The 21133-nt window shown below is 61.4% G+C and carries 22 protein-coding genes; 6 read left to right on the top strand and 16 right to left on the bottom strand.

Going from position 1 to position 21133, the window contains the following annotated elements:
- Nucleotides 1-157: 157 nt before the first annotated feature.
- Genes B2J77_RS07690 through B2J77_RS07700 form a run of 3 tightly spaced genes read left to right on the top strand, consistent with a single transcriptional unit; the run spans nucleotide 158 to nucleotide 1147 of the window.
- Nucleotides 158-442, top strand: a complete 285-nt coding sequence (locus B2J77_RS07690) for a helix-turn-helix domain-containing protein (protein WP_288399204.1) — start codon at nucleotides 158-160, stop codon at nucleotides 440-442.
- A gap of 8 nt (nucleotides 443-450) precedes the next feature.
- On the top strand, nucleotides 451-792 hold the full coding sequence (locus B2J77_RS07695; RefSeq protein WP_078478311.1) for a head completion/stabilization protein: 342 nt from the start codon (nucleotides 451-453) through the stop codon (nucleotides 790-792).
- Nucleotides 793-826: 34 nt separating this feature from the next.
- Entirely contained in the window at nucleotides 827-1147 is a 321-nt protein-coding gene (locus tag B2J77_RS07700) for a hypothetical protein (protein WP_228385183.1), read from the top strand.
- On the opposite strand, the gene B2J77_RS07705 is transcribed toward B2J77_RS07700, so the two are convergent.
- Complete coding sequence (locus B2J77_RS07705; RefSeq protein WP_058605088.1) at nucleotides 1144-1533, bottom strand: helix-turn-helix domain-containing protein; 390 nt, start codon at nucleotides 1531-1533, stop codon at nucleotides 1144-1146. The two genes, B2J77_RS07700 and B2J77_RS07705, sit on opposite strands and share 4 nt — an antisense overlap.
- Nucleotides 1534-1732: 199 nt before the next feature.
- Between B2J77_RS07705 and B2J77_RS07710 the strand changes: the two genes are divergently transcribed.
- Nucleotides 1733-1993 (top strand): ogr/Delta-like zinc finger family protein, encoded by a 261-nt coding sequence (locus tag B2J77_RS07710; protein ID WP_058605087.1) that lies wholly within the window; start codon nucleotides 1733-1735, stop codon nucleotides 1991-1993.
- Nucleotides 1994-2091: 98 nt separating this feature from the next.
- On the opposite strand, the gene nuoN is transcribed toward B2J77_RS07710, so the two are convergent.
- From nuoN to B2J77_RS07780, 14 genes are all read right to left on the bottom strand, one after another.
- Nucleotides 2092-3561, bottom strand: a complete 1470-nt coding sequence (gene nuoN / locus B2J77_RS07715) for an NADH-quinone oxidoreductase subunit NuoN (RefSeq protein ID WP_058605086.1) — start codon at nucleotides 3559-3561, stop codon at nucleotides 2092-2094.
- A 7-nt stretch (nucleotides 3562-3568) separates the two neighbouring features.
- Nucleotides 3569-5101, bottom strand: coding sequence for an NADH-quinone oxidoreductase subunit M (nuoM, locus tag B2J77_RS07720; RefSeq protein ID WP_058639795.1), 1533 nt, complete (start codon nucleotides 5099-5101; stop codon nucleotides 3569-3571).
- 49 nt (nucleotides 5102-5150) lie between these two features.
- Nucleotides 5151-7004 (bottom strand): NADH-quinone oxidoreductase subunit L, encoded by a 1854-nt coding sequence (gene nuoL / locus B2J77_RS07725; RefSeq protein ID WP_078478313.1) that lies wholly within the window; start codon nucleotides 7002-7004, stop codon nucleotides 5151-5153.
- Nucleotides 7001-7309: an NADH-quinone oxidoreductase subunit NuoK gene (gene nuoK, locus B2J77_RS07730; RefSeq protein ID WP_003251446.1), complete on the bottom strand. Its 309-nt coding sequence runs from the start codon at nucleotides 7307-7309 to the stop codon at nucleotides 7001-7003. Before nuoK ends, nuoL begins: the two co-directional genes overlap by 4 nt.
- Nucleotides 7310-7312: 3 nt before the next feature.
- Complete coding sequence (gene nuoJ, locus B2J77_RS07735; RefSeq protein WP_023534783.1) at nucleotides 7313-7813, bottom strand: NADH-quinone oxidoreductase subunit J; 501 nt, start codon at nucleotides 7811-7813, stop codon at nucleotides 7313-7315.
- Nucleotides 7814-7823: 10 nt separating this feature from the next.
- Entirely contained in the window at nucleotides 7824-8372 is a 549-nt protein-coding gene (gene nuoI / locus B2J77_RS07740; protein WP_023534793.1) for an NADH-quinone oxidoreductase subunit NuoI, read from the bottom strand.
- 11 nt (nucleotides 8373-8383) lie between these two features.
- Nucleotides 8384-9391 (bottom strand): NADH-quinone oxidoreductase subunit NuoH, encoded by a 1008-nt coding sequence (nuoH, locus tag B2J77_RS07745; protein ID WP_027916254.1) that lies wholly within the window; start codon nucleotides 9389-9391, stop codon nucleotides 8384-8386.
- Complete coding sequence (gene nuoG, locus B2J77_RS07750; protein WP_078478314.1) at nucleotides 9388-12102, bottom strand: NADH-quinone oxidoreductase subunit NuoG; 2715 nt, start codon at nucleotides 12100-12102, stop codon at nucleotides 9388-9390. The genes nuoH and nuoG overlap by 4 nt, the downstream gene beginning before the upstream one ends.
- A gap of 133 nt (nucleotides 12103-12235) precedes the next feature.
- Nucleotides 12236-13615, bottom strand: a complete 1380-nt coding sequence (gene nuoF / locus B2J77_RS07755; RefSeq protein WP_023534745.1) for an NADH-quinone oxidoreductase subunit NuoF — start codon at nucleotides 13613-13615, stop codon at nucleotides 12236-12238.
- Nucleotides 13612-14109, bottom strand: coding sequence for an NADH-quinone oxidoreductase subunit NuoE (gene nuoE, locus B2J77_RS07760; RefSeq protein ID WP_027916252.1), 498 nt, complete (start codon nucleotides 14107-14109; stop codon nucleotides 13612-13614). Before nuoE ends, nuoF begins: the two co-directional genes overlap by 4 nt.
- Before the next feature lie 2 nt (nucleotides 14110-14111).
- Nucleotides 14112-15893 carry an NADH-quinone oxidoreductase subunit C/D gene (nuoC, locus tag B2J77_RS07765; protein ID WP_023534867.1) on the bottom strand — a complete coding sequence of 594 codons (1782 nt, stop codon included), beginning with the start codon at nucleotides 15891-15893 and terminating at the stop codon, nucleotides 14112-14114.
- 79 nt (nucleotides 15894-15972) lie between these two features.
- Nucleotides 15973-16650: a NuoB/complex I 20 kDa subunit family protein gene (locus B2J77_RS07770; protein WP_023534774.1), complete on the bottom strand. Its 678-nt coding sequence runs from the start codon at nucleotides 16648-16650 to the stop codon at nucleotides 15973-15975.
- Nucleotides 16651-16659: 9 nt separating this feature from the next.
- Nucleotides 16660-17073: an NADH-quinone oxidoreductase subunit A gene (locus tag B2J77_RS07775; protein ID WP_008096178.1), complete on the bottom strand. Its 414-nt coding sequence runs from the start codon at nucleotides 17071-17073 to the stop codon at nucleotides 16660-16662.
- Nucleotides 17074-17612: 539 nt separating this feature from the next.
- A protein-coding gene (locus B2J77_RS07780) for an IS5 family transposase (RefSeq protein ID WP_416231883.1) occupies nucleotides 17613-18469 on the bottom strand; the annotation gives its coding sequence in 2 pieces (ribosomal slippage) (nucleotides 17613-18121 and nucleotides 18121-18469; 858 coding nt in all).
- A gap of 454 nt (nucleotides 18470-18923) precedes the next feature.
- On the opposite strand from B2J77_RS07780, the gene B2J77_RS07785 reads away from it, so the two are divergent.
- Both B2J77_RS07785 and B2J77_RS07790 read left to right on the top strand, forming a co-directional pair.
- Complete coding sequence (locus B2J77_RS07785; RefSeq protein ID WP_058639792.1) at nucleotides 18924-19166, top strand: hypothetical protein; 243 nt, start codon at nucleotides 18924-18926, stop codon at nucleotides 19164-19166.
- Between the two features lie 153 nt (nucleotides 19167-19319).
- The gene (locus B2J77_RS07790) at nucleotides 19320-19583 is read left to right on the top strand and encodes a DUF3077 domain-containing protein (RefSeq protein WP_078478315.1); all 264 of its coding nucleotides are present in this window, start codon (nucleotides 19320-19322) and stop codon (nucleotides 19581-19583) included.
- Nucleotides 19584-19773: 190 nt separating this feature from the next.
- Here B2J77_RS07790 and B2J77_RS07795 read toward each other — a convergent pair whose 3' ends face one another.
- Nucleotides 19774-21045 carry a hypothetical protein gene (locus B2J77_RS07795; protein ID WP_078478316.1) on the bottom strand — a complete coding sequence of 424 codons (1272 nt, stop codon included), beginning with the start codon at nucleotides 21043-21045 and terminating at the stop codon, nucleotides 19774-19776.
- Nucleotides 21046-21133 lie beyond the last annotated feature (88 nt).

The raw sequence follows: 21133 nt of genomic DNA on the forward strand, positions 1-21133 counted from the left end.
GAGCACGTCGAAAGTCGGCGAATTCATCGGGTTTCCAAGGCGCGCAATTGTATGAAGTTTCCGTACAAAGCCCGCCGCTAGAGTAGGCGCGTACTTGCTTCGTAAGGTGACTGCAGGCCGGCAGCATCGCCGGTCGTCACTTACCCGGAGTTCGAACATGGCTACCGATCCAAGAGGTCCACAACAATCCGTCTCAGCTAAACCCACAGGCGCGCCTACCGGCGACTCCCCAATCGCCCCCGCGCGCCTGACGCCCCGCGAACACCAGGTACTGCTGTGGTGCGCCTACGGTAAGAGCTCGTGGGAAATCGGGCAGATACTAGGTTGTAAGGAGTCGACGGTGAATTTTCATGTATCCAACATCATGCGCAAATTCGATGTGCCTACCCGGGTAGGGGCAGTCATCAAGGCTATTCGTTATGGCCTTTTGGCCGAAGCGTGAGGTGATTTATGAACCATCAAGACACTGCTCGTGCTGGCGACTGCCATGACCCATTCTGGCCACGCATTGATCTGAACGGGCTGCGCAAGCGCCTGAAGTTGCAGCGAACCACGGGGGATGCGGCAATCGAGGTAGCTGCTCATTGCGCCGTGATCAAAGCCGCTCGCGAGTTTGCCAACTGGCGCGTCGCGTTGCGAAGCCTGGGCTACAGACGCCTGGATGATGTGTGCGGGCATGACCATGGGCGCGCGCTGCGGATTTGTTATCTGTGCTTTGTGGACGCGGCAATCATGCTCTATCTGGGCCTGCCCTACGTACGCTCACCACGCCGGGGTGTGCGTCATGGCTGAACGACTTAACGCAGGGGGGGAATTCCAGGCGGTCATGGAGCTGCTGAGCGCCGAAGCCAGCGTGTTGTTTGCCGCCTTGCTTGGCGCGTTGCTGGTCAGTGCGGCTCGAGATCGGCTGATCACCGACACGGCCAAGCGGCTTACATTGAGCAAGAAAATACTGCTGGTGTTCGTGACGGTTGGGGTAGGGCATCTGTTCGAACCCTTGATTTCGTCCATCGCGCCTTTGCTGACCCCTGGCATGTCGGCCTTCGTCGCCGCTGTCGTGGTCATTCCCATCAGCTTGAAGGTCATGGTCTGGCTGGATTCGCTGGATCCGCGCGAGCTGATTCAGCGTTGGCGCCGTCGGGGTTAAGGGGCACTACTGCCAGAACCCTTACTGAGCTCGGTCAATCGTTGTTCCAGCAGCTGTATCCGTTGTTTGTCCTTGATCACGAGCAGGATGGCCTGGCGGTCAGTGGGGGACAGAGTGCGCAATCGCCCCAGCAGATCCGACTCCCACTCAGCGTTTTCTTGAGCAAAAAAAGCAGCTTGGCCCTTGCCCAACAGCAACCAGTCAAGAGAGCACGCATAGTGTACGGCAATCTCTACGCAAAACGAATATGGGACACTGTTGCGGACTTTCCAGCTGCTCAAGGTCTGCGGGCTGATCGACAACGCCCGTGAAAGCTCCGCATCAGTGTGGGTACCGGTCAGCTGCTTGAGACGCTCCATGACGGCAGCGAGCGCATGAGTACTCATAACAAATATCCATCACTGGTTTAATGATATTCCATGGGCTTAAACTACTCGTTACGAATACAGCCCTGTGCTTTTAGGAGGATTCCCGCATGAGGAACTTGAAGATGAGCCACCCAGCCATGCATTCAGCCAAAACTTACGTGGCCCTAGGATCATGCCTACATCGCAGAAGCAGCAACAATGCTAGCAGGTACTTCTCGTGAGTACTTATAAACTGGTTTGCCCGCATTGCCACAGCCGCATGCGCATACGTACCAGCGAAGGCCGTCATATTTTCCTGCGAATTGCCTATTTGCAATGCACCACCGAGGCGTGCGGTTGGTCAGTACGGGCTGAGTTCGAGATGACCCACGAGCTGTCCCCAAGCGGCATGCCCAACCCTGGCGTTTACCTCCCACCCGCCAAGGGCGACGTGCGCAAGGCGGCATTACCGGACACAGCCGCTGTGCTGGCGCGGTGAGTGAGGCGCAGCGATGTGGCCAAGGATGGCGTACCACGTTAATGGCGCGGATACAAAAACACCCCGCACAAGCGGGGTGTTTCGCGTTGCCAGACCGATCAGCCGATCAGTTGCAGGCTTGCTTGCTGGACAAGGTCCAGCAAGGGCTGTGGATACACGCCGAGAATGAACGCAAGCACGGCGACGGCCAGCAGCATGACGCCACCGGTGCGCTGTTCCCATTTCAGCGGGGCATCATGACGGCGCAGGTTCGGCTCTACCAGGTACAGGGTCACCATGACGCGCAAGTAGTAGTACACGCCAATGGCGCTACCGATTACCAGAGCACCTACTAGCCACCACAGTTGCGACTCGACACCGGTGGCAATGATGTAGAACTTACCGATGAAGCCAGCGGTGAGCGGGATGCCGGCCAGCGAAAGCATCATCACGGTCAGCACGGCAGTCAGGTAAGGGCGACGCCAGAACAGACCGCGGTACTCGTACAGCGCGTCAGCGTCGCGGCCACCGTAGGGCGAGGACATCAGGGTGATGACGCCGAACGCCCCCAGGCTGGTGAGCACGTAGGTGACCAGATAGACGCCCATGGCCTCCAGCGCCAAGCCCTTGCTGGCGACCAGCGCGATCAGCAGGTAGCCGAAATGGGCGATGGACGAGTAACCCAGCAGGCGCTTGAGGTTGTTCTGAGTCAACGCCAACAGGTTGCCGACCAGGATCGAGGCCACGGCGATCACTGCAAGCACCGTGCTCAGCACACCGCTGCTGGCGGCAGGGGAGAGCATGAACAGGCGGATGACCACTGCGAAGACCGCTACTTTGCTGGCCGTAGCGAGGAACGCTGCAACCGGCGCCGGGGCACCTTCGTACACATCGGGCGTCCACAGGTGGAACGGTACCAGCGACAGCTTGAACGCCAGCCCGACCAGCATCATGCCCAGACCCAGTTGAGCCAGCAGGCTCGGCATGCTGGTGGCAGCCAGTGCCTTGCCCAGCTGGTCGAAGGTCAGGCTACCGGCGTCTGCGTACAGCAGCGCCATGCCGAACAGCAGGAAGGCCGAACCTGCGGCCGACAGCACCATGTACTTGATGCCGGCTTCAAGCGAGCGCTTGTTGAAGAAGGCGTAGGCCACCAGGCCATAGACCGGTACCGACAGCAACTCCAGGCCGATGAACAGGCCCGCCAGGTGGTTGGCGCTGACCAGCACCAGCCCGCCCAGTGCCGACATCAGCAGCAGCAGGTACAGCTCTTCGCGGTTGCCCGGGAAACCCTTGGCGCCTTCGCCCAGGTAGGCATGGGCCAGCGTCACGCACGCCAGGGTCGCGACCAGCATGATCGCCATGTACAGGCAGGCGAACTTGTCGATGGTGATCAGCGACGTGACCGCCAGGGGCGCGACCTTCAGTGCCGGCAGGATCGAGAGCAGGGCCAGGTTCAGCCCCACGGTGGACAGCAGGAATGTCTGCGAGTGATTGCGCTTCCAGGCGATCGCCAGCATCACCACCACCGTGGTGATGGTGGTGATCAGCATCGGCGCCAATGCGATGAAGTGTTGAGTGGTGAATTCCATAGCGCTCTTACCGGGCCGAAGCGAGTTGAGTGAAAGCGGAACCGAGCCACTGCTGCACACCACTCATGGTGGCGGCAGAGGTGTCGAGGAACGGCTGTGGATACACGCCCAGCAGCACCAGCAGTACCGCCAGGCCCAGCACCATGACCAGCTCGCGGGTGTCCATGCCGGCCAGTACGGTGTCCGATTTGCTCGGGCCGAAGTAGGCGCGATGAATCATGATCAGCGAGTAGACCGAGCCGAACACCAGGCCAGTGGTGGCGATGACGGTGATCCACGGCACGTGTACGAAGCTGCCGAGCAGGATCAGGAACTCACCCACGAAGTTGCCGGTACCTGGCAGCCCCAGGGAGGCGGCAGCGAAGAACAGGCTGATGGCAGGCAGGTAGGCGATGCGGTGCCACAGCCCGCCCATCTGGCGCATGTCACGGGTGTGCAGACGCTCGTACAGCTGGCCGGACAGGATGAACAGCGCGGCAGCCGACAGGCCGTGAGCCAGCATCTGGATGACTGCACCTTGCAGTGCTTGCTGGCTACCGGAATAGATGCCGATCAGCACGAAGCCCATGTGCGAGACGCTGGAGAAGGCGATCAGGCGCTTGATGTCGGTCTGGGCAAAGGCCAGGAAGGCGCCGTAGAAGATGCCGATCAGGCCCAGGGTCATAGCGATGGGCGCGAACTCTGCCGATGCATTGGGGAACAGCGGCAGGGCAAAGCGCAGCAGGCCATAGGCCGCGGTCTTGAGCAGGATACCGGCCAGGTCCACGGAGCCTGCAGTAGGCGCCTGGGCGTGGGCATCGGGCAACCAGGAGTGGAACGGTACCACCGGCAGCTTCACCGCAAAGGCAATGAAGAAGCCCAGCATCAGCAGGTACTCGGTACCGGCCGGCAGGTCGGCCTTGAGCAGGTCGCTGTAGTTGAAGGTGATCACACCGGTATTGGTGTAGTTGACCAGGACCAGGCCCAAGATCGCCACCAGCATGATCAGGCCACTGGCCTGGGTGAAGATGAAGAACTTGGTCGCCGCGTAGATGCGCGTCTTCTTGCCGTCCGCTGAGCTATGACCCCAGAGCGCGATGAGGAAGTACATCGGCACCAGCATCATTTCCCAGAAGAAGAAGAACAGGAACAGATCCAGCGCCAGGAACACACCGACCACACCGCCCAGGATCCACATCAGGTTCAGGTGGAAGAAGCCGACATGGCGCTGGATCTCTTTCCAGGAGCACAGCACCGACAGCACGCCCAGCAGGCCTGTGAGCAGGATCATCAGCAGCGACAGGCCGTCGAGCGCCAGGTGGATGCTGATGCCGAAGCGCTGGATCCACTGGACTTTGTATTCCAGGGCCCATGCGGGCTCGGCGCCCGGGGCAGGGGCAAGGGTGTAGTCGCCGTTAGCCCACAGCCACAGGCCGATGCCGAGCAACAGGGACATGGTCAGCAGCGCGATCCAGCGCGGCAGGGTAGCGCCGAAGCGCTCGCCCAGCCAGCACAGGAAGCCGCCGATGAAGGGGATCAGGATCAGCCAAGGCAAAATCATGACGGGTTGGTTTCCTTTTGCAGGGTCGCAAGGTTCGCAAGGTTCATGGTCATACCGCGGCCACTACCACAGCGCCGAGTACCAGCACTGCGCCAATGGCGATGGAGGCGGTGTACCAGCGCAGCTGGCCCGTCTCGGTCTTGGTCATGGCCACGTGGCCACCGCGAGCCAGGCGAGGGATCAGGCCGATACCGCGGTCAACCGGGTCTTTGCGCAGCAGGTGGCTGATCAGCAGGTAGGGCTTGACGAACAGCTTGTCGTAGATCCAGTCAAAGCCCCAGGCCGCGAACCACCAGGCCGACAGCACGCGGCCGATACCACTGTTGGCCACCGCGCTGACGAAGCTGCGCTTGCCCAGGAACAGCAAGGCGGCGAGCAGGATACCTGCAATGGCGATGGCGCCCGAGGTGATCTCCAGCGCATGCTTGGCTTCACCGCCGGCATGGCCTGCGCTCTGTGGCAACACATCAGCCAGCGGCGGGGTGATCCATGCGCCGACGAAGGTCGACAGCACGATCAGCACGCCCAGTGGCAGCCAATGGCTGATGCCGTGGCCGGCATGAGCTTCGGTCTTGGCTTCGCCATGGAAGGCGATGAAGATCAGGCGGAAGGTGTACAGCGACGTCATGAAGGCGCCGACCAGGCCGGCGTAAAGCAGGCCGGAGTTGCCGCTGGCGAAGGCTTCCCACAGGATCTCGTCCTTGGAGTAGAAGCCCACGGTCACGATCGGCAAGGCCGCCAGGGCAGCGCCACCGACCACGAAGCTGGCGTAGGCCAGGGGCAGTTTCTTCCACAGGCCGCCCATCTTGAAGATGTTCTGCTCGTGGTGGCAGGCCACGATGACGGCACCCGAGGCCAGGAACAGCAGCGCCTTGAAGAAGGCGTGGGTCATCAGGTGGAAGATCGCCGCATCCCAGGCGCCGACGCCCAGGGCCAGGAACATGTAGCCGATCTGGCTCATGGTCGAGTAGGCCAGGATACGCTTGATGTCGGTTTGCACCAGTGCAGCGAAGCCCGCCAGCACCAGGGTCACGCCACCCACCACGCCCACCAGGTGCAGGATGTCCGGCGCCAGCAGGAACAGGCCATTGGTACGGGCGATCAGGTAGACACCAGCCGTGACCATCGTCGCCGCGTGGATCAGCGCCGACACTGGGGTCGGGCCGGCCATGGCGTCTGCCAACCAGGTCTGCAGCGGCAGCTGCGCGGATTTGCCCACGGCACCGCCCAGCAGCATCAGTGTTGCCAGCACCATCCAGGTATCACCGGCCTGGAATTTCTGCGGTGCCAGCACCAGCAGTTCCTGGACGTTCAGCGTGCCCAGCTGGGCGAACAGGATGAACAGGCCGATGGCCATGAACACGTCGCCAATCCGGGTGACGATAAAGGCCTTGAGCGCTGCGTTACCGTTGTTGCGGTTGCTGTAGTAGAAACCGATCAACAGGTAGGAACACAGGCCCACGCCTTCCCAACCGAAGTAGATGAACAGCAGGTTGTCGCCCAGGATCAGGAACAGCATGCTGGCGATGAACAGGTTGGTGTACGAGAAGAACCGCGAGTAGCCGGTCTCGCCACGCATGTACCAGGACGCGAACAAGTGGATCAGGAAACCCACGCCTGTCACTACGCCCAGCATGGTGACCGACAGGCCATCCAGGTACAAGGTGAAGTTCGGCGCAAAGCCATCCACCGACATCCACTGCCACAGCAGCTGGCTGTACGCACCGCCTTCAGGCGGGGCGACGTTGAACTGCCAGATCACGTAGGCGGCCGTGGCCGCCGACAGGCCCACCGAACCGACGCCGATCAGAGCGGACAGGTTCTCCGAGAACCTCCCGCGCGAGAACGACAGCAGCACAAAGCCGATGAGGGGAAAGACGAAAGTCAGGAAGAGAAGGTTCATCCGCGCATCTCACTGGCAGCATCGATGTCGAGAGTGTGGAAGCGGCGATACAGCTGCAGCAGGATGGCCAGGCCAATGCTGGCCTCGGCTGCTGCCAGGCTGATCACCAGAATGAACATCACCTGGCCATCGGGTTGGACCCAACGGGCACCGGCGACGACGAACGCCAGGGCAGAGGCGTTCATCATGACTTCCAGGCTCATGAGCACGAAGAGGATGTTGCGGCGGACCATCAGGCCAACCAGACCTAAGCAGAACAGGATGCCGGCGACGGCCAGACCATGTTCGAGAGGGATAGCACCCATGATTTACTCCTTCGCCTCATTGCGGCCCAGGTGGAAGGCGGTGACAGCTGCCGCGAGCAGCAGCATCGACGCCAGTTCGACCACCAGCAGGTAGGGGCCGAACAGGCTCACACCCACTGCTTTCGGGCCCACGGTGGTACCGCTGATGGCAGCCCCGCTGGGTGCGACGAACAGCACATACAGCAGTTCCACCAGCAACAGGGCGCCGAGGATCACCGGCCCTGCCCAGATACCGGGCTTGAGCCAGCCGCGCTCCTGGGCGACCGACGCCGGCCCCAGGTTAAGCATCATCACCACGAAGACGAACAGCACCATGATGGCGCCGGCATAGGCGATCACTTCCAGGGCGCCCGCGAACGGCGCGCCAAGGGAAAAGAAGATCATCGCCACGGAAATCAGCGAGATGATCAGGTAGAGCAGGGCGTGCACGGGGTTTGTGCCGGTCACCACCCGAAGGGTGGAGACCACGGCGATCCCGGATGCGAAGTAGAAAGCGAATTCCATCTTTCTGTCCTTATGGGAGCAAGCTCTTCACGTTGATCGGCTCGGCTTCGTTCTGCGCAGCGCCTTTCGGCTTGCCAGCGATTGCCATGCCCGCAACACGGTAGAAGTTGTAGTCAGGGTTCTTGCCGGGGCCGGAGATCAGCAGATCTTCTTTCTCGTACACCAGGTCCTGACGCTTGAACTCGGCCATTTCGAAATCCGGAGTCAGCTGGATTGCGGTGGTCGGGCACGCTTCTTCGCACAGGCCGCAGAAGATGCAGCGCGAGAAGTTGATGCGGAAGAACTCCGGGTACCAACGGCCGTCGTCGGTTTCTGCCTTCTGCAGCGAGATGCAGCCCACCGGGCAGGCTACCGCGCACAGGTTGCAGGCCACGCAGCGCTCTTCGCCGTCGGGGTCGCGCGTCAGGACGATGCGGCCACGGTAGCGTGGCGGCAGGTACACGGGTTCTTCGGGGTACTGCAGGGTGTCGCGCTTGCGGAACCCGTGGGAGAACACCATGGCCAGGCTGCGCAGCTGGGTGCCGGTGCCCTTAACGATGTCGCCGATATACTTGAACATGGGTCAAATCCTCACTGGGCCGCGACGGCTGGCGTGTTGTAAAGCACGATCGCAGCGGTCACCAGCAAATTGATCAGGGTCAGCGGCAGGCAGAACTTCCAGCTGAAGTCCATCACCTGGTCATAGCGTGGGCGCGGAATGGAGGCGCGCAGCAGGATGAACAGCATGATGAAGAACGCGGTCTTCAGGGCGAACCACAGGAACGACAGTTGCGGCAGGATGCCGAACGGGCCGTGCCAGCCGCCGAAGAACAGGGTGACCAGCAGCGCCGAGATGAGGATGATGCCGATGTACTCACCGACGAAGAACATGCCCCACTTCATGCCGGCATACTCGATGTGGTAGCCGTCGGCCAGTTCCTGTTCCGCTTCCGGCTGGTCGAAGGGGTGACGGTGAGTCACGGCCACGCCAGCGATGAAGAAGGTGCAGAAGCCGAAGAACTGCGGAATGATGAACCACAGGTTCTGCGCCTGGTACTCGACGATGTCGCGCATGTTGAACGAGCCGACCTGCACCACCACGCCCATCAGCGCCAGGCCCAGGAACACTTCGTACGACACGGTCTGGGCCGAGGCCCGCAAGCTGCCCAGCAAGGCGTACTTGTTGTTCGAGGACCAGCCGGCAAACAGCACGGCATACACCGACAGACCGGCCATGGCGAAGAAGAACAGCAGGCCGATATTCAAGTCGGCCACGCCCCAGGTCGGGGTGATCGGGATGACCACGAAGGCAATCAGCAGGGCGCTCATGGCCACGACCGGTGCCAGGGTGAAGATCACGCGGTCGACGAAGGGCGGGTTCCAGTCTTCCTTGAAGAACATCTTGAGCATGTCGGCAGCGATCTGGAACATGCCGAACGGGCCGACGCGGTTCGGACCGTAACGGTCCTGCCACCAGCCCAGCAGGCGCCGCTCGATGAAGCTGAGCAGCGCGCCGCAGACCACCACCGCCAACAGGACCACGATGGCCCGTAGCACGGTGAGGATCACGTCGATCACTTCGGGGGTGAACCAGCTCATTGTGCTGCCTCCTGCAGGCCTTCGACGGATGCCCCGAACACGGCTGGCGGGATGCCGGCCAGGCCCTTGGGCAGCGCGACCAGGCCAGCGCCCAGCGCTTCATTGATACGCAGCGGCAAGCGTAGCGCCACACCCGCGACGTTCAGGTCCAGCAGGGCGCCTTCGTTGACGCCCAGGCGATCGGCTTCGGACTTGGCCAGGGCCACGTAGGCAGCCGGAATGCGCTCTTGCACTGGCGCGGCACGCGAGGAGCTTTCTTCGCTGCCGAACAGGTGGAAGAACGGTACTGCCGTCCAGGTGCCGCGGGCCGGGTTGAAGGCGCCAGGCACCGTGGTGAACCAGGCCAGGCCATCACCTTGGGATTCGATCAGGCGTACGCCGGGGTCGCCGGCACGCAAGTGACCGCCCACCTCGTCCTGAAACTTGTTCCAGGCCTGGGGCGAGTTCCAGCCTGGCGACCAGGCGAACGGGACCTGCTGACGCGGCTCGGCCGAGCCCGAATACCCTTCCATCGAGAAGGCAAAGGCGGTATCGCGGTCTTGCGGGGTACGCGGCTCGTGCACGCTGATGTTGGCGCGCATGGCGGTGCGACCGGAGTAGCGCAGCGGCTCGCGGGCAAGCTTCAGGCCCTTGATGCGGAAGGCGGCGCTTGGCGCGGCGTCGACGATGCCAGCCAGTTGCGGTGCCGCCTGGGCGCAGGCGTGGGTCACGTGGTCCAGTTGGGTCCAGTCCACGGGCTTAGCCAGCAGGGTTGCACGCAGGGCGTGCATCCAGCGCCAGCCTTCGTGGACCTGGATGCTGCTGTCCAGGTACTGCGGGTCGAACACCTGGAAGAAGCGCTGGGCACGGCCTTCCTGGCTGACCAGGGTGCCGTCGCCTTCGGCGAAGGAAGCGGCTGGCAATACCAGGTGAGCGCGCTCGACCGTCGGGGTTCTGGAGTGATCGGCAACGATGACCACCTTGGCCGCTGCCAGGGCAGCATCCACTTTGGCCGCAGGCACTCGGGCGTAGAGGTCGTTTTCCAGCACCACGATGGCGTCGGCCTTGCCGTCGATGACCGCATCCAGTGCAGCGTCGACCGATTCGCCACCCAGCATGGCCAGGCCAAGGCTGTTGGCTTCAGGCACCACCAGGCTCAGCGAGCCTTGTTTGTCGCGCAGCTTCAGGGCTTTGGCGATGTTGGCGGCGGCCTCGATCAGCGAGGCATCGGCCAGCGAGGTGCCGGCAATCACCAGCGGGCGCTTGGCGGCGATCAGGGCATCGGCGATGCGCTGGGCCAGGGCCTTGGCCTCGTCGTCCAGGCCGGCGACGGCGGGTGCACTTGGGTCGATGGCATGGGCCACGGCAAAACCAAGGCGGGCCAGGTCCGCCGGGGCTGCATGCACGCACTCCTCGGCCACGTCGTCGAGCTTGGTCTCGGCCAGGCTGGCGATGAACAGGGGGTACAGCGCATGCTGACCGATGTTCTTGACGGCGGCGTCGAGCCACGGCTGAACCTTCATCGCCTCGGCCATGGCCTCGGCCTTGCCCTTGGTGGCCTGGCGCACGGCCAGGGCGACACGGGCAGCGGTCTGGGTCAGGTCTTCACCGAGCACGAATACCGCGTCGTGGTCTTCGATGTCGCGCAGGGTCGGAACGGGCAGGGGGCTGTTGTTCAGCACCTCCAGCGCCAGGCGCACGCGCGCCAGTTCACCGGCTTCCATCCCACAGTGGAAATACTCGGCACCGACCAGTTCGCGCAGGCCATAGTTGCTTTCCAGGCTGGCGCGTGGCGAACCGATACCGACGATGGTGCGGCCGCGCAGCAGGTCGGCGGCTTTGTCCAGGGCAGCGTCCAGGCCCAGCTTGGTGCCGTCGGCCAGTTGCGCCTGGCGTGGACGATCCGTGCGGTTGACGTAGCCATAGCCGAAGCGGCCCCGGTCGCACAGGAAGTACTGGTTCACCGAGCCGTTGAAACGGTTCTCGATGCGGCGCAGTTCACCGTAACGCTCGCCTGGGCTGATGTTGCAGCCACTGGAGCAACCGTGGCAGATGCTCGGGGCAAACTGCATGTCCCACTTGCGGTTATAGCGTTCGGAGTGGGTCTTGTCGGTGAACACGCCGGTTGGGCAGACTTCGGTCAGGTTGCCCGAGAACTCGCTTTCCAGCACGCCGTCTTCGACGCGGCCGAAATAGACGTTGTCATGGGCGCCATAGACACCCAGGTCGGTGCCACCGGCATAGTCCTTGTAGTAACGCACGCAGCGGTAGCAGGCGATGCAGCGGTTCATCTCATGGGCGATGAACGGGCCAAGGTCCTGGTTCTGGTGAGTGCGCTTGGTGAAGCGATAGCGGCGCTCGTTGTGGCCGGTCATCACCGTCATGTCTTGCAGGTGGCAGTGACCGCCTTCCTCGCACACGGGGCAGTCGTGCGGGTGGTTGGTCATCAGCCATTCGACGACGCTGGCGCGAAACGCCTTGGACTCGTCATCGTCGATGGAGATCCAGGTGCCGTCGGATGCAGGCGTCATACAGGACATGACGATACGCCCGCGGGTGTCGTTCTCGTCGGTGTACTGCTTGACCGCGCACTGGCGACAGGCACCGACGCTGCCAAGCGCCGGGTGCCAGCAGAAATAAGGGATGTCGAGGCCAAGTGACAGACAGGCCTGTAACAGGTTGTCTGCACCGTTGACTTCGAGCGCTTTGCCGTCTACGTGGATAGTGGCCATTGTTCAAAGTTCTTCGTTGGCCCGCGTGAGCAGGCGTGGCTAATGGAAATCGGTAAGCCTGCGACACGCCGCGATCGGGTCGGGCCTGTCGGCAAGCTGGCGGGTGGCACGGACCACCCGCTGGAACATGTTGTTATGCGCCGACTACGGTCGGCCCTGCCTGAAGCGGTCTTGCCAGGTCAGGGCGCAACGCCTCGCCAGCGACGACCGGCGCGACACCGGCCTCGAACTCCGAGCGGAAGTACTTGATGGCACTGCCAAGCGGCTCCACCGCACCCGGTGCGTGGGCGCAGAAGGTACGGCCTGGGCCAAGGAAGTTGACCAGCCCCAGCAGGGTCTCGATGTCTTCGGCACGGCCCTGGCGGTTTTCCAGGGCGCGCAGCATCTTCACGCTCCATGGCAGGCCGTCACGGCATGGTGTGCACCAGCCGCACGACTCACGGGCGAAGAACTCCTCCATGTTGCGCAGCAGCGAGACCATGCTGACGCTGTCGTCAACCGCCATGGCAAGGCCTGTGCCCATGCGGGTGCCGACCTTGGCGATACCGCCTGCGTACATCTGCGCGTCCAGGTGCTCGGGCAGCAGGAAACCGGTGCCGGCGCCGCCTGGCTGCCAGCACTTGAGGCGGAAGCCGTCGCGCATGCCGCCAGCGTAGTCCTCGAACAGTTCGCGTGCGGTGACGCCAAACGGCAATTCCCACAGGCCTGGGTTCTTGACCTTGCCGGAGAAGCCCATCAGCTTGGTGCCATGGTCTTCGCTGCCTTCGCGGGCCAGCGACTTGTACCAGTCGTTGCCGTTGGCGACGATGGCCGGCACGTTGCACAGGGTCTCGACGTTGTTCACGCAGGTCGGCTTGCCCCATACACCCACGGCGGCAGGGAAGGGCGGCTTGGAACGCGGGTTGGCGCGGCGACCTTCGAGCGAGTTGATCAGCGCGGTTTCTTCGCCGCAGATGTAGCGGCCTGCACCGGTGTGCACGAACAGCTCGAAATCGAAACCGCTGCCCAGGACGTTCTTGCCCAGCAGGCCAGCGGCCTTGGCTTCATCGATGGCGCGGTTGAGGTTTTTCGCCGCAGTGGTGTATTCGCCGCGCAGGAAGATATAGCCGCGGTAGGCCTTCAGCGCGCGGGCGCTGATCAGCATGCCTTCGATCAGCAGATGGGGCTGTTGCTCCATCAGCATGCGGTCCTTCCAGGTGTTGGGCTCCATTTCATCGGCGTTACACAGCAGGTAACGGATGTTCATGGATTCATCCTTGGGCATCAGGCCCCACTTCACCCCGGTGGGGAAGCCAGCGCCACCACGGCCCTTGAGGCCGGAGTCCTTGACGCTTTGCACGATTTCGTCAGCCGACATCTGCGCCAGCGCCTTGCGGGCAGCGGCGTAGCCGTTCTTCGATTCGTACTCGGCCAGCCAGACCGGCTCGCCGTCTTCACGCAGGCGCCAGGTCAGCGGATGGGTCTCAGCCGAGCGCGCGATGCGGTTGGCCGGGCCGAAGGAAGTGATGGTCATGCGTAACCCTCCAGCAGCTTGGAGACGCCAGCAGGCTGCACGTCGCCAAAGGTGTCGTCGTCGATCATCAGCGCCGGGGCCTTGTCGCAGTTTCCAAGGCAGCAGACCGGCAGCAGGGTGAAGCGGCCATCGGCAGTGGTTTGCCCCAAACCAATGCCCAGCTCGCTCTGGATCTGGCTGACCACCGACTCGTGGCCGCCGATGTAGCACACCATGCTGTCGCACACGCGGATGATGTGGCGGCCCACCGGCTGGCGGAAGATCTGGCTGTAAAAGGTGGCGACGCCTTCGACGTCGCTGGCCGGGATACCCAGCACCTCGCCGATGGCATGAATGGCGCCGTCCGGCACCCAGCCACGGGCTTTCTGCACGATCTTGAGGGCTTCGATGGACGCCGCACGCGGGTCCTCGTAGTGGTGCATTTCATGCTCGATGGCCGAGCGCTCGGTTTCGCTCAGGGCGAAACGGTCTGTCTGGATAAGCGTGCTGTTCATGCTTAGCGGTCCACGTCAGCCATAACGAAGTCGATACTGCCCAGGTACGCAATGAGGTCGGCAACCATGCTGCCTTTGATCACCGAAGGGATCTGCTGCAGGTGCGGGTAGCTCGGGGTGCGGATCCGGGTGCGGTAGCTCATGGTGCCGCCGTCGCTCGTCAGGTAGTAACTGTTGATGCCCTTGGTCGCTTCGATCATCTGGAACGACTCGTTGGCCGGCATGACCGGGCCCCACGACACTTGCAGGAAGTGGGTGATCAAGGTCTCGATGTGCTGCAGGGTGCGCTCTTTGGGCGGCGGCGTGGTCAGCGGGTGGTCCGCCTTGTACGGGCCTTCCGGCATGTTGCGCAGGCACTGGTCGATGATGCGGATACTCTGGCGCATCTCCTCGACACGGACCATGCAGCGATCGTAGGCATCGCCGTTGTGGGCCAGCGGCACTTCGAACTCGAAGTTCTCGTAGCCGGAGTAAGGGCGCGCCTTGCGCAGGTCGAAGTCGCAACCGGTGGAGCGCAGGCCGGCACCGGTAGTGCCCCAGGCCAGCGCCTCTTGCGTGTTGTAGGCGGCCACGCCAATGGTACGGCCCTTGAGAATGCTGTTCTGCAGGGCGGCCTTGGTGTATTCGTCCAGGCGCTTGGGCAGCCACTCGACGAAATCCTTGACCAGCTTGTCCCAGCCACGCGGCAGGTCGTGGGCGACGCCGCCGATGCGGTACCAGGCCGGGTGCAGCCGGAAACCGGTGATCGCTTCGATCACCGTGTACGCGCGCTGGCGGTCGGTGAAGGTGAAGAACACCGGGGTCATGGCGCCCACGTCCTGGATGTAGGTGCCCAGGAACAGCAGGTGGCTGGTGATGCGGAAGAATTCGGCGAGCATGATGCGAATCACGTCGACCTTCTGCGGCACCTGGATGCCGGCCAGCTTTTCTACCGCCAGGACGTACGGCAGGTTGTTCATCACACCGCCGAGGTAGTCGATACGGTCGGTGTAGGGAATGAAGCTGTGCCAGGACTGACGCTCGGCCATCTTCTCGGCACCGCGGTGGTGGTAGCCGATGTCCGGTACGCAGTCGACGATTTCTTCACCATCGAGCTGCAGGACGATACGGAAGGCACCGTGGGCAGACGGATGGTTGGGGCCAAGGTTGAGGAACATGTAGTCCTCGTTGGCGCCCTGACGTTTCATGCCCCAGGCTTCGGGGTTGAAGCGCGCCGACTCTTCCTCAAGCTGCTGCTTGGCCAGGGTCAGGCTGTAGGGATCGAACTCGGTGGCGCGGGCCGGGTAGTCCTTGCGCAGTGGGTGACCTTCCCAGGTCGGCGGCATCATGATGCGGCTCAGGTGCGGGTGGCCGGCAAAATCGATGCCGAACATGTCCCACACTTCACGCTCGTACCAGTTGGCGTTGGGCCAGATGCTGGTCACCGACGGCAGGTTCAGGTCGCCTTCGCTGAGCGAGACCTTGATCATCACATCGCTGTTACGCTCGATCGACAGCAGGTGGTAGAACACGCTGAAGTCGGCGGCAGGCAGGCCACGGCGCTGGGTGCGCAGGCGTTCGTCGACCCCGTGCAGGTCGTACAGCATGCTGTAAGGCTTGGCCACGCCACGCAGGAAGCTCAGCACTTCCTTGAGTTGGGCGCGCTTGACCCACAGCACGGGCATACCGGTGCGGGTTTCCTGGGCGACGAATGCTTCGGCGCCAAAACGGTTGTGCAATTCGACGACCACATCTTGGTCGTTTGCCTTGTAGGGCGGAATGTAAATAGCGTTGTCCGCTGTCATGGTCTCGGTCGCTTTGGGTCAACGTTAAGAATGAAGCCAGGCCGCCGGCACCCTCGGGCACCGGCGGCAGGTCGCTGGATCAGACTTCGTCGGGGCTGCGCAGGTTGGTGACGGCAATGCGCTGTTCACGACGCAGCTCTTTCTGGGCAGGCATCTCGGCACGGTAAATGCCTTGATCACCCACGACCCAGGAAAGCGGACGTCGCTCCTGGCCGATCGACTCCTGCAGCAGCATCAAGCCTTGCAGGAAAGCCTCAGGGCGTGGCGGACAGCCGGGCACGTAGACGTCCACGGGGAGGAACTTGTCGACCCCCTGAACGACCGAGTAGATGTCGTACATGCCGCCGGAGTTGGCGCACGAACCCATGGAAATGACCCATTTGGGCTCGAGCATCTGCTCGTAGAGGCGCTGAATGATCGGCGCCATCTTGATGAAGCAGGTACCGGCAATGACCATGAAGTCGGCCTGGCGCGGCGAGGCCCGGATGACTTCGGCGCCGAAGCGGGCGATGTCGTGGGGCGCCGTGAAGGCCGTGGTCATTTCCACGTAGCAGCAGGACAGGCCGAAGTTGTACGGCCACAGGGAGTTCTTGCGGCCCCAGTTGACGGCGCCACGCAGCACATCTTCGAGCTTGCCCATGAAGATGTTCTTGTGGACCTGGTCTTCGAGCAGTTGATCGGTGACGGTTTCCCGTTCACCAACCGGATACTGCTCGTTGGGTGCGTCCGGATCGATTCTGGTGAGATTGTATTGCATGCCAAAGCCTCATTGTTTCAGCTTCGCTTGCCGCTTGCGGCGACCTTCGGGTGCCCAGTCAAGGGCCCCGACGCGCCATAGGTAGACAAGACCTGCCAACAGAATTGCTATGAAAACGAGTGCTTCGACGAACCCGGTCCAGCCGCTTTCGCGGACGGACACAGACCATGCAAAGAGAAAGAGGGCTTCGATATCGAAGATCACGAAGAGCATCGCGACCAGATAGAATTTTGCCGACAGGCGCAGGCGCGCGCTGCCGGTGGGCAGCATGCCGGATTCGAAGGGTTCGTTCTTGGCGCGGCCCCAGGCCTTGCTGCCGAGCAGGCTGGACAGGCCGAGCATGAAGGCGCACAGGCCGACGACACCCAGAAGGAAGATGGCAAAGCCCCAGTTGTGGGCGATGAGTCCTGCCGAATCGGACATGCTTTAAATCCTTATACAGAGACCCAGCTCTGCAGTCTGAAATAAGTGTAGAGCGGCGACGTGGTGTCGCACTTGCAGTGACCAAATGTCGCAGCTGAATCAATCCTGCTGATTTTATGGGTAAACCCGGGCCAAGTAAAATTTCCGTAGCAAATTTATTCGCAGGGTCAACAACATATTCGGCGTGTAACTGGCTGAAAGCCTTGAAATTCGGGCATTGCGCGCGCTTTTGTTAATTATGTTTCTTGCGAGTGGTAACGAATTACGAATTGAGTAATGATAATTAATATCATTTGGACTGATGCCGCTTATTTGGTCCGTTCTGGGTCTTGTAAAGTTCATCTGCAGATTTCCTCTGCTTGCAAATGCGAAAAGCTCGTGTTCTAGCACTTATCGACCCGCTGCGTACCGCCCTGGGTCAATACTAAAGCGCGTTTGCGGTGGTGGGGTCGCGCGTGGCGCTGTGCCTGCAAGCATAGACCAGGGTGCTCTGATTGCTCCTCGTCGTGGTTGCACGCATTGGATGGGCAGCGCTCGCGCTAGGCTCTGTCTGAAAAAAGCCGTCGCATACACCGCAGGACACAAGTCAGCGAAACCATCGCGGCGTAACTTTTTGCGAGCTTGTCGAAGCGCGTGAAGATCCGGCGGTTCTCTTTCAACCAGCCAAACATGCGTTCGATGATGTTGCGCTGTCGGTATTTGGGCCGGTCGAACAGTCTGGGTAAGCCAGGCTTGGGCTTGCGCTTCATCGAGCGCAACGGGATGACGGGTTGCATTCGATATTGATCGCAGTAGCGGCGTAGCGCTTCGGCGTCGTAGCCCTTGTCGGCAAGTAGCCACTTACAGCGCTTGCGCGGGCGGCCACGTCGGCTCGATGGAATGCTGACCTCGTCCAGCAGTGGTTGGGCGTAGCTGATGTCACTGGCTTGACCGCCAGAGAGGAGAAAGCGCAACGGTATCCCGCTGGCGTCGCAGAGCATGTGGATTTTGGTTCTCAGGCCGCCACGACTTCGGCCTAGAGCGTGATCGGCAGGCTCGTCAGGCCCCCTTTTTTCCGCGCTCCAGATGAAGCACGGGTTGCTCTAACAGCGGTCGAATCGATCATCCAGGTGTGGAGATCGATCAAGCCTTTGTCATTGAGTCTGAGGTGCAATCGTCTGAGCATCTGATCGAACGTTCCGCGGTTTCGCCAGACTCGGAAGCGGTGATAGACAGTCGCCCAAGACCCGAAACGCTCGGGCATATCTCGCCAGGCTGCTCCTGAGCAGAGCACCCAGAGAACACCATCGAGCATCAAGCGATCACTGCTGCGGGGCCTGCCCCTGACGTGGACTGCCGTAAAGAGGTCGGCGACCACCTCCCATGCTTCATCAGAGAGCTCATAACGCTTTGCCATCACAGAATTCCTTTCCGTTGATGGTCGGCGACTGTACCGAACCCAGGCTGTTCCGCGGCCACATTTCAGTTTCTTGGGATTTCAGACAGAGCCTAGGCGACATCGCGTACGCAGAGCGGGCTCAGCGCCAGGTGCAGTTAGGCGCGGGGTCACTGGAATGTCGGATTTAACCCCTTCCCTGTAGGGCATTTCCCAAACATACTCTTGCCGCCTGTTTTCCGTTGCGGCTGCCCGGGTAGCGCTCTAGTCTCGGCCTGTCGTTGCTCATCAACGACACAGCTTTGACAGGCTGTGACGGTAAATAGTGCGCGGCTTTCCTATATGGTGGCTGTGCGTGCGGGCACGCTTGCGTGCGCCGGAACTTAGCTATTTCCGCCGGTCTGTCAACCCACGTACAGCTGCCGCCCTTCTGTTTGACAGCAGGTGGGTGGCCAGCCATAGAAGGTAAATAGCTATGTTGAAGATAGTCCCCGATCCACCTCGCATCTCTCATTCCCTCGAAGACACCCTGATCCAGGCCACCGACCACGCACTCTGCGCAGCGACCGTGGTGCATCAGGCCTTGCTTCAACAGCCCAAGTCCCCTGCATCGATCCTCATGATGACCTCGATGCATGAACTCGAAGCGCTTCGGGCTTTGCTTGAGTCGGCCTTGATTCAGGTGCAGATGCCAGCCGGTGCCAAGCCTTTGCACTGAGGCTGATCAATGTGTAGCGACAGCTGGCCTTTGGCGGGTAAGTCCATGCCTACGCAATCACCGCAGCCTGCAATGTTCCACATTGACGGCGGGAGCGGGTCTGCCCGCATCAGGGGTCGGCTATGCAGTCGGAAATTCTCAGGGGATTCAAACATGACTACAGAAGACGCCCAGTTCACCGTCGGTCAAACAACTTTTTGCCAAGGTGAAAACGTCACGCACGCGTTGTTTCGCATCGAGCCCGGCATACCGTGCCGGGATGCTCGCGAGCAGTCGTCAGAGTTGATGGGTTACGTTCGCGAACTGACCATCATCGGCTTGACGGAGGACAGGCCAATGATGATCTGGGCGGCCCACTACCTCAGCGCCATGGCCAAGGCATTGATGGATGACGCCGAGCTGGGCATGGCGCAGTGATTCTCGGCTAGATGTCCTAGCCCAGCGGCTTGCGTGGTTTGGCGCCACGCAAGCCGCTGCTACAAAGCAGGCGTACCGGTGGTACTCAAGTTGTATTCAAGTAAAGGTCCACGTGTCATGAACCACTGGCCTTGTCCTTAGCTGCCACACCCTTATCAGTGATAACCTCTGACTCGGCCAACTCGACCGGCTACCGTGTCAGGCGTACCAGATAGAGGCCGGTTCGAGGGTCTGTCGCAAGCTTCAGGTTGCAGGCGACAAGCGGCTGGCCATTAGCCTGACAGCTGACCTTCAGTGCCGTCCCGCTTTCCCCGACAAATGCCCAGCCAGCCGTACCAAAGTTATTGTCCAGGGTGCCATCGCTGTTGAAGCGCAACAGGACTAGTGGGTCGCGTGCTGCTTCGTCTTCATACATCACGGCTAGGTAAATTTTTTCGTGATCGCCCGGTTGTCCATCGAAGGCCAAGTCCAGCGCGGAAGCCATGACCGAGGGGTCTTTTTGAATAATGACAGGTTGCCCCGCATTGAAATGGGTGTTTGGCGCACCGTCGCGTTTGAAGGACATGAGCGCGGTACCTTCATCATAGGTATTGATGTCGGTCCGGCACGCCAGCACGAAGTGATGGTTGGACGTGGACTGCTCAAGACGCGCTGCCAGCAGCGTGTGTCCAGGCGTGCTCAACTGCAAATGGCCGTGCGCGGCAAACGTCTCGTCGACATTGGCTCGGTGATCAAGGCGAGTCACGATCACATGGCTTTGGTAATCCTCGATAGGCATGGGCGTGTGCGCGGCATAAATACCTTGTTCAGTCACCGCTATCGCGCCCAGCAGCACGGGCTGCCCCTCGTGTGCAGCGCCCCAGAAGCCCGTGCCATTGAACTCGGTATCCAAGTCCCCGTTTAGCGTGATGGCCACAATATGGTCGCGCGAATGGAAGTAGAGGACGCCGTCCCAGATGCTGCCGCTGGTGCTTCGCGGGGTAGTTGAACTGCTGTGCTTGGAGCCGGGGGTTGAATTGATTGGCCGGTGCTGGCGTGTAGAGCTGATCGACCGGTAAACACGGTAGGCCTGCCCATTTTCGCCAAATTGGGTGTCGGGCTTTCCATCAGGGAGCAAGTGAAAGACTACGGGGTAATAAGAATCGGGTGCATAGTTGAAGTCACCCACCACATAGATTCCCCCGGTTTCGTCCGTAATGATCGTGGACAGAAAGACCCGCAAGGCACCGGTGTATTCAACGATAGCGACTCCGTCGGTGCCAAACTCACGGTCAGGCACTCCGCCAGCGTCAAGCCGTAGCAGCTTGATGTGTTGCTCAGTCCTGTGCGCCGAGGACACAAGGATGTGTCCGGTTGATTCGAGCACGGCCATTGGGCCAACGTGATTGTATTGATGGTGCGAAAAGCGGCCCCTCGAAGCGAACGTAGGGTCCAGCTCACCGGCTTTGGAAATATTTGGCATGATGCGACTCCTGATTGGGCAAGTCGCAAGGTTTACAGAAGGGGTTGCTGTAAATAACTGGCAATACTGATAGGTGTTGAACGCTAAG

The organism is Pseudomonas parafulva, from assembly GCF_002021815.1.
Taxonomy (GTDB): domain Bacteria; phylum Pseudomonadota; class Gammaproteobacteria; order Pseudomonadales; family Pseudomonadaceae; genus Aquipseudomonas; species Aquipseudomonas parafulva_B.

Excerpts from the sequence above, each read along its gene's own strand:
- B2J77_RS07705 (WP_058605088.1), bottom strand. The coding sequence starts at position 1,533 with ATGAGTACTCATGCGCTCGCTGCCGTCATGGAGCGTCTCAAGCAGCTG.
- B2J77_RS07695 (WP_078478311.1), top strand. The coding sequence starts at position 451 with ATGAACCATCAAGACACTGCTCGTGCTGGCGACTGCCATGACCCATTC.
- B2J77_RS07775 (WP_008096178.1), bottom strand. The coding sequence starts at position 17,073 with ATGTCCGATTCGGCAGGACTCATCGCCCACAACTGGGGCTTTGCCATC.
- nuoL (WP_078478313.1), bottom strand. The coding sequence starts at position 7,004 with ATGAACCTTCTCTTCCTGACTTTCGTCTTTCCCCTCATCGGCTTTGTG.
- nuoE (WP_027916252.1), bottom strand. The coding sequence starts at position 14,109 with ATGAACAGCACGCTTATCCAGACAGACCGTTTCGCCCTGAGCGAAACC.
- B2J77_RS07795 (WP_078478316.1), bottom strand. The coding sequence starts at position 21,045 with ATGCCAAATATTTCCAAAGCCGGTGAGCTGGACCCTACGTTCGCTTCG.
- nuoM (WP_058639795.1), bottom strand. The coding sequence starts at position 5,101 with ATGATTTTGCCTTGGCTGATCCTGATCCCCTTCATCGGCGGCTTCCTG.
- nuoC (WP_023534867.1), bottom strand. The coding sequence starts at position 15,893 with ATGACAGCGGACAACGCTATTTACATTCCGCCCTACAAGGCAAACGAC.
- nuoG (WP_078478314.1), bottom strand. The coding sequence starts at position 12,102 with ATGGCCACTATCCACGTAGACGGCAAAGCGCTCGAAGTCAACGGTGCA.
- nuoN (WP_058605086.1), bottom strand. The coding sequence starts at position 3,561 with ATGGAATTCACCACTCAACACTTCATCGCATTGGCGCCGATGCTGATC.
- nuoK (WP_003251446.1), bottom strand. The coding sequence starts at position 7,309 with ATGGGTGCTATCCCTCTCGAACATGGTCTGGCCGTCGCCGGCATCCTG.
- nuoJ (WP_023534783.1), bottom strand. The coding sequence starts at position 7,813 with ATGGAATTCGCTTTCTACTTCGCATCCGGGATCGCCGTGGTCTCCACC.
- B2J77_RS07790 (WP_078478315.1), top strand. The coding sequence starts at position 19,320 with ATGACTACAGAAGACGCCCAGTTCACCGTCGGTCAAACAACTTTTTGC.
- B2J77_RS07785 (WP_058639792.1), top strand. The coding sequence starts at position 18,924 with ATGTTGAAGATAGTCCCCGATCCACCTCGCATCTCTCATTCCCTCGAA.
- nuoF (WP_023534745.1), bottom strand. The coding sequence starts at position 13,615 with ATGACCATCACTTCCTTCGGCCCGGCCAACCGCATCGCGCGCTCGGCT.
- nuoH (WP_027916254.1), bottom strand. The coding sequence starts at position 9,391 with ATGAGCTGGTTCACCCCCGAAGTGATCGACGTGATCCTCACCGTGCTA.
- nuoI (WP_023534793.1), bottom strand. The coding sequence starts at position 8,372 with ATGTTCAAGTATATCGGCGACATCGTTAAGGGCACCGGCACCCAGCTG.
- B2J77_RS07700 (WP_228385183.1), top strand. The coding sequence starts at position 827 with ATGGAGCTGCTGAGCGCCGAAGCCAGCGTGTTGTTTGCCGCCTTGCTT.
- B2J77_RS07770 (WP_023534774.1), bottom strand. The coding sequence starts at position 16,650 with ATGCAATACAATCTCACCAGAATCGATCCGGACGCACCCAACGAGCAG.
- B2J77_RS07690 (WP_288399204.1), top strand. The coding sequence starts at position 158 with ATGGCTACCGATCCAAGAGGTCCACAACAATCCGTCTCAGCTAAACCC.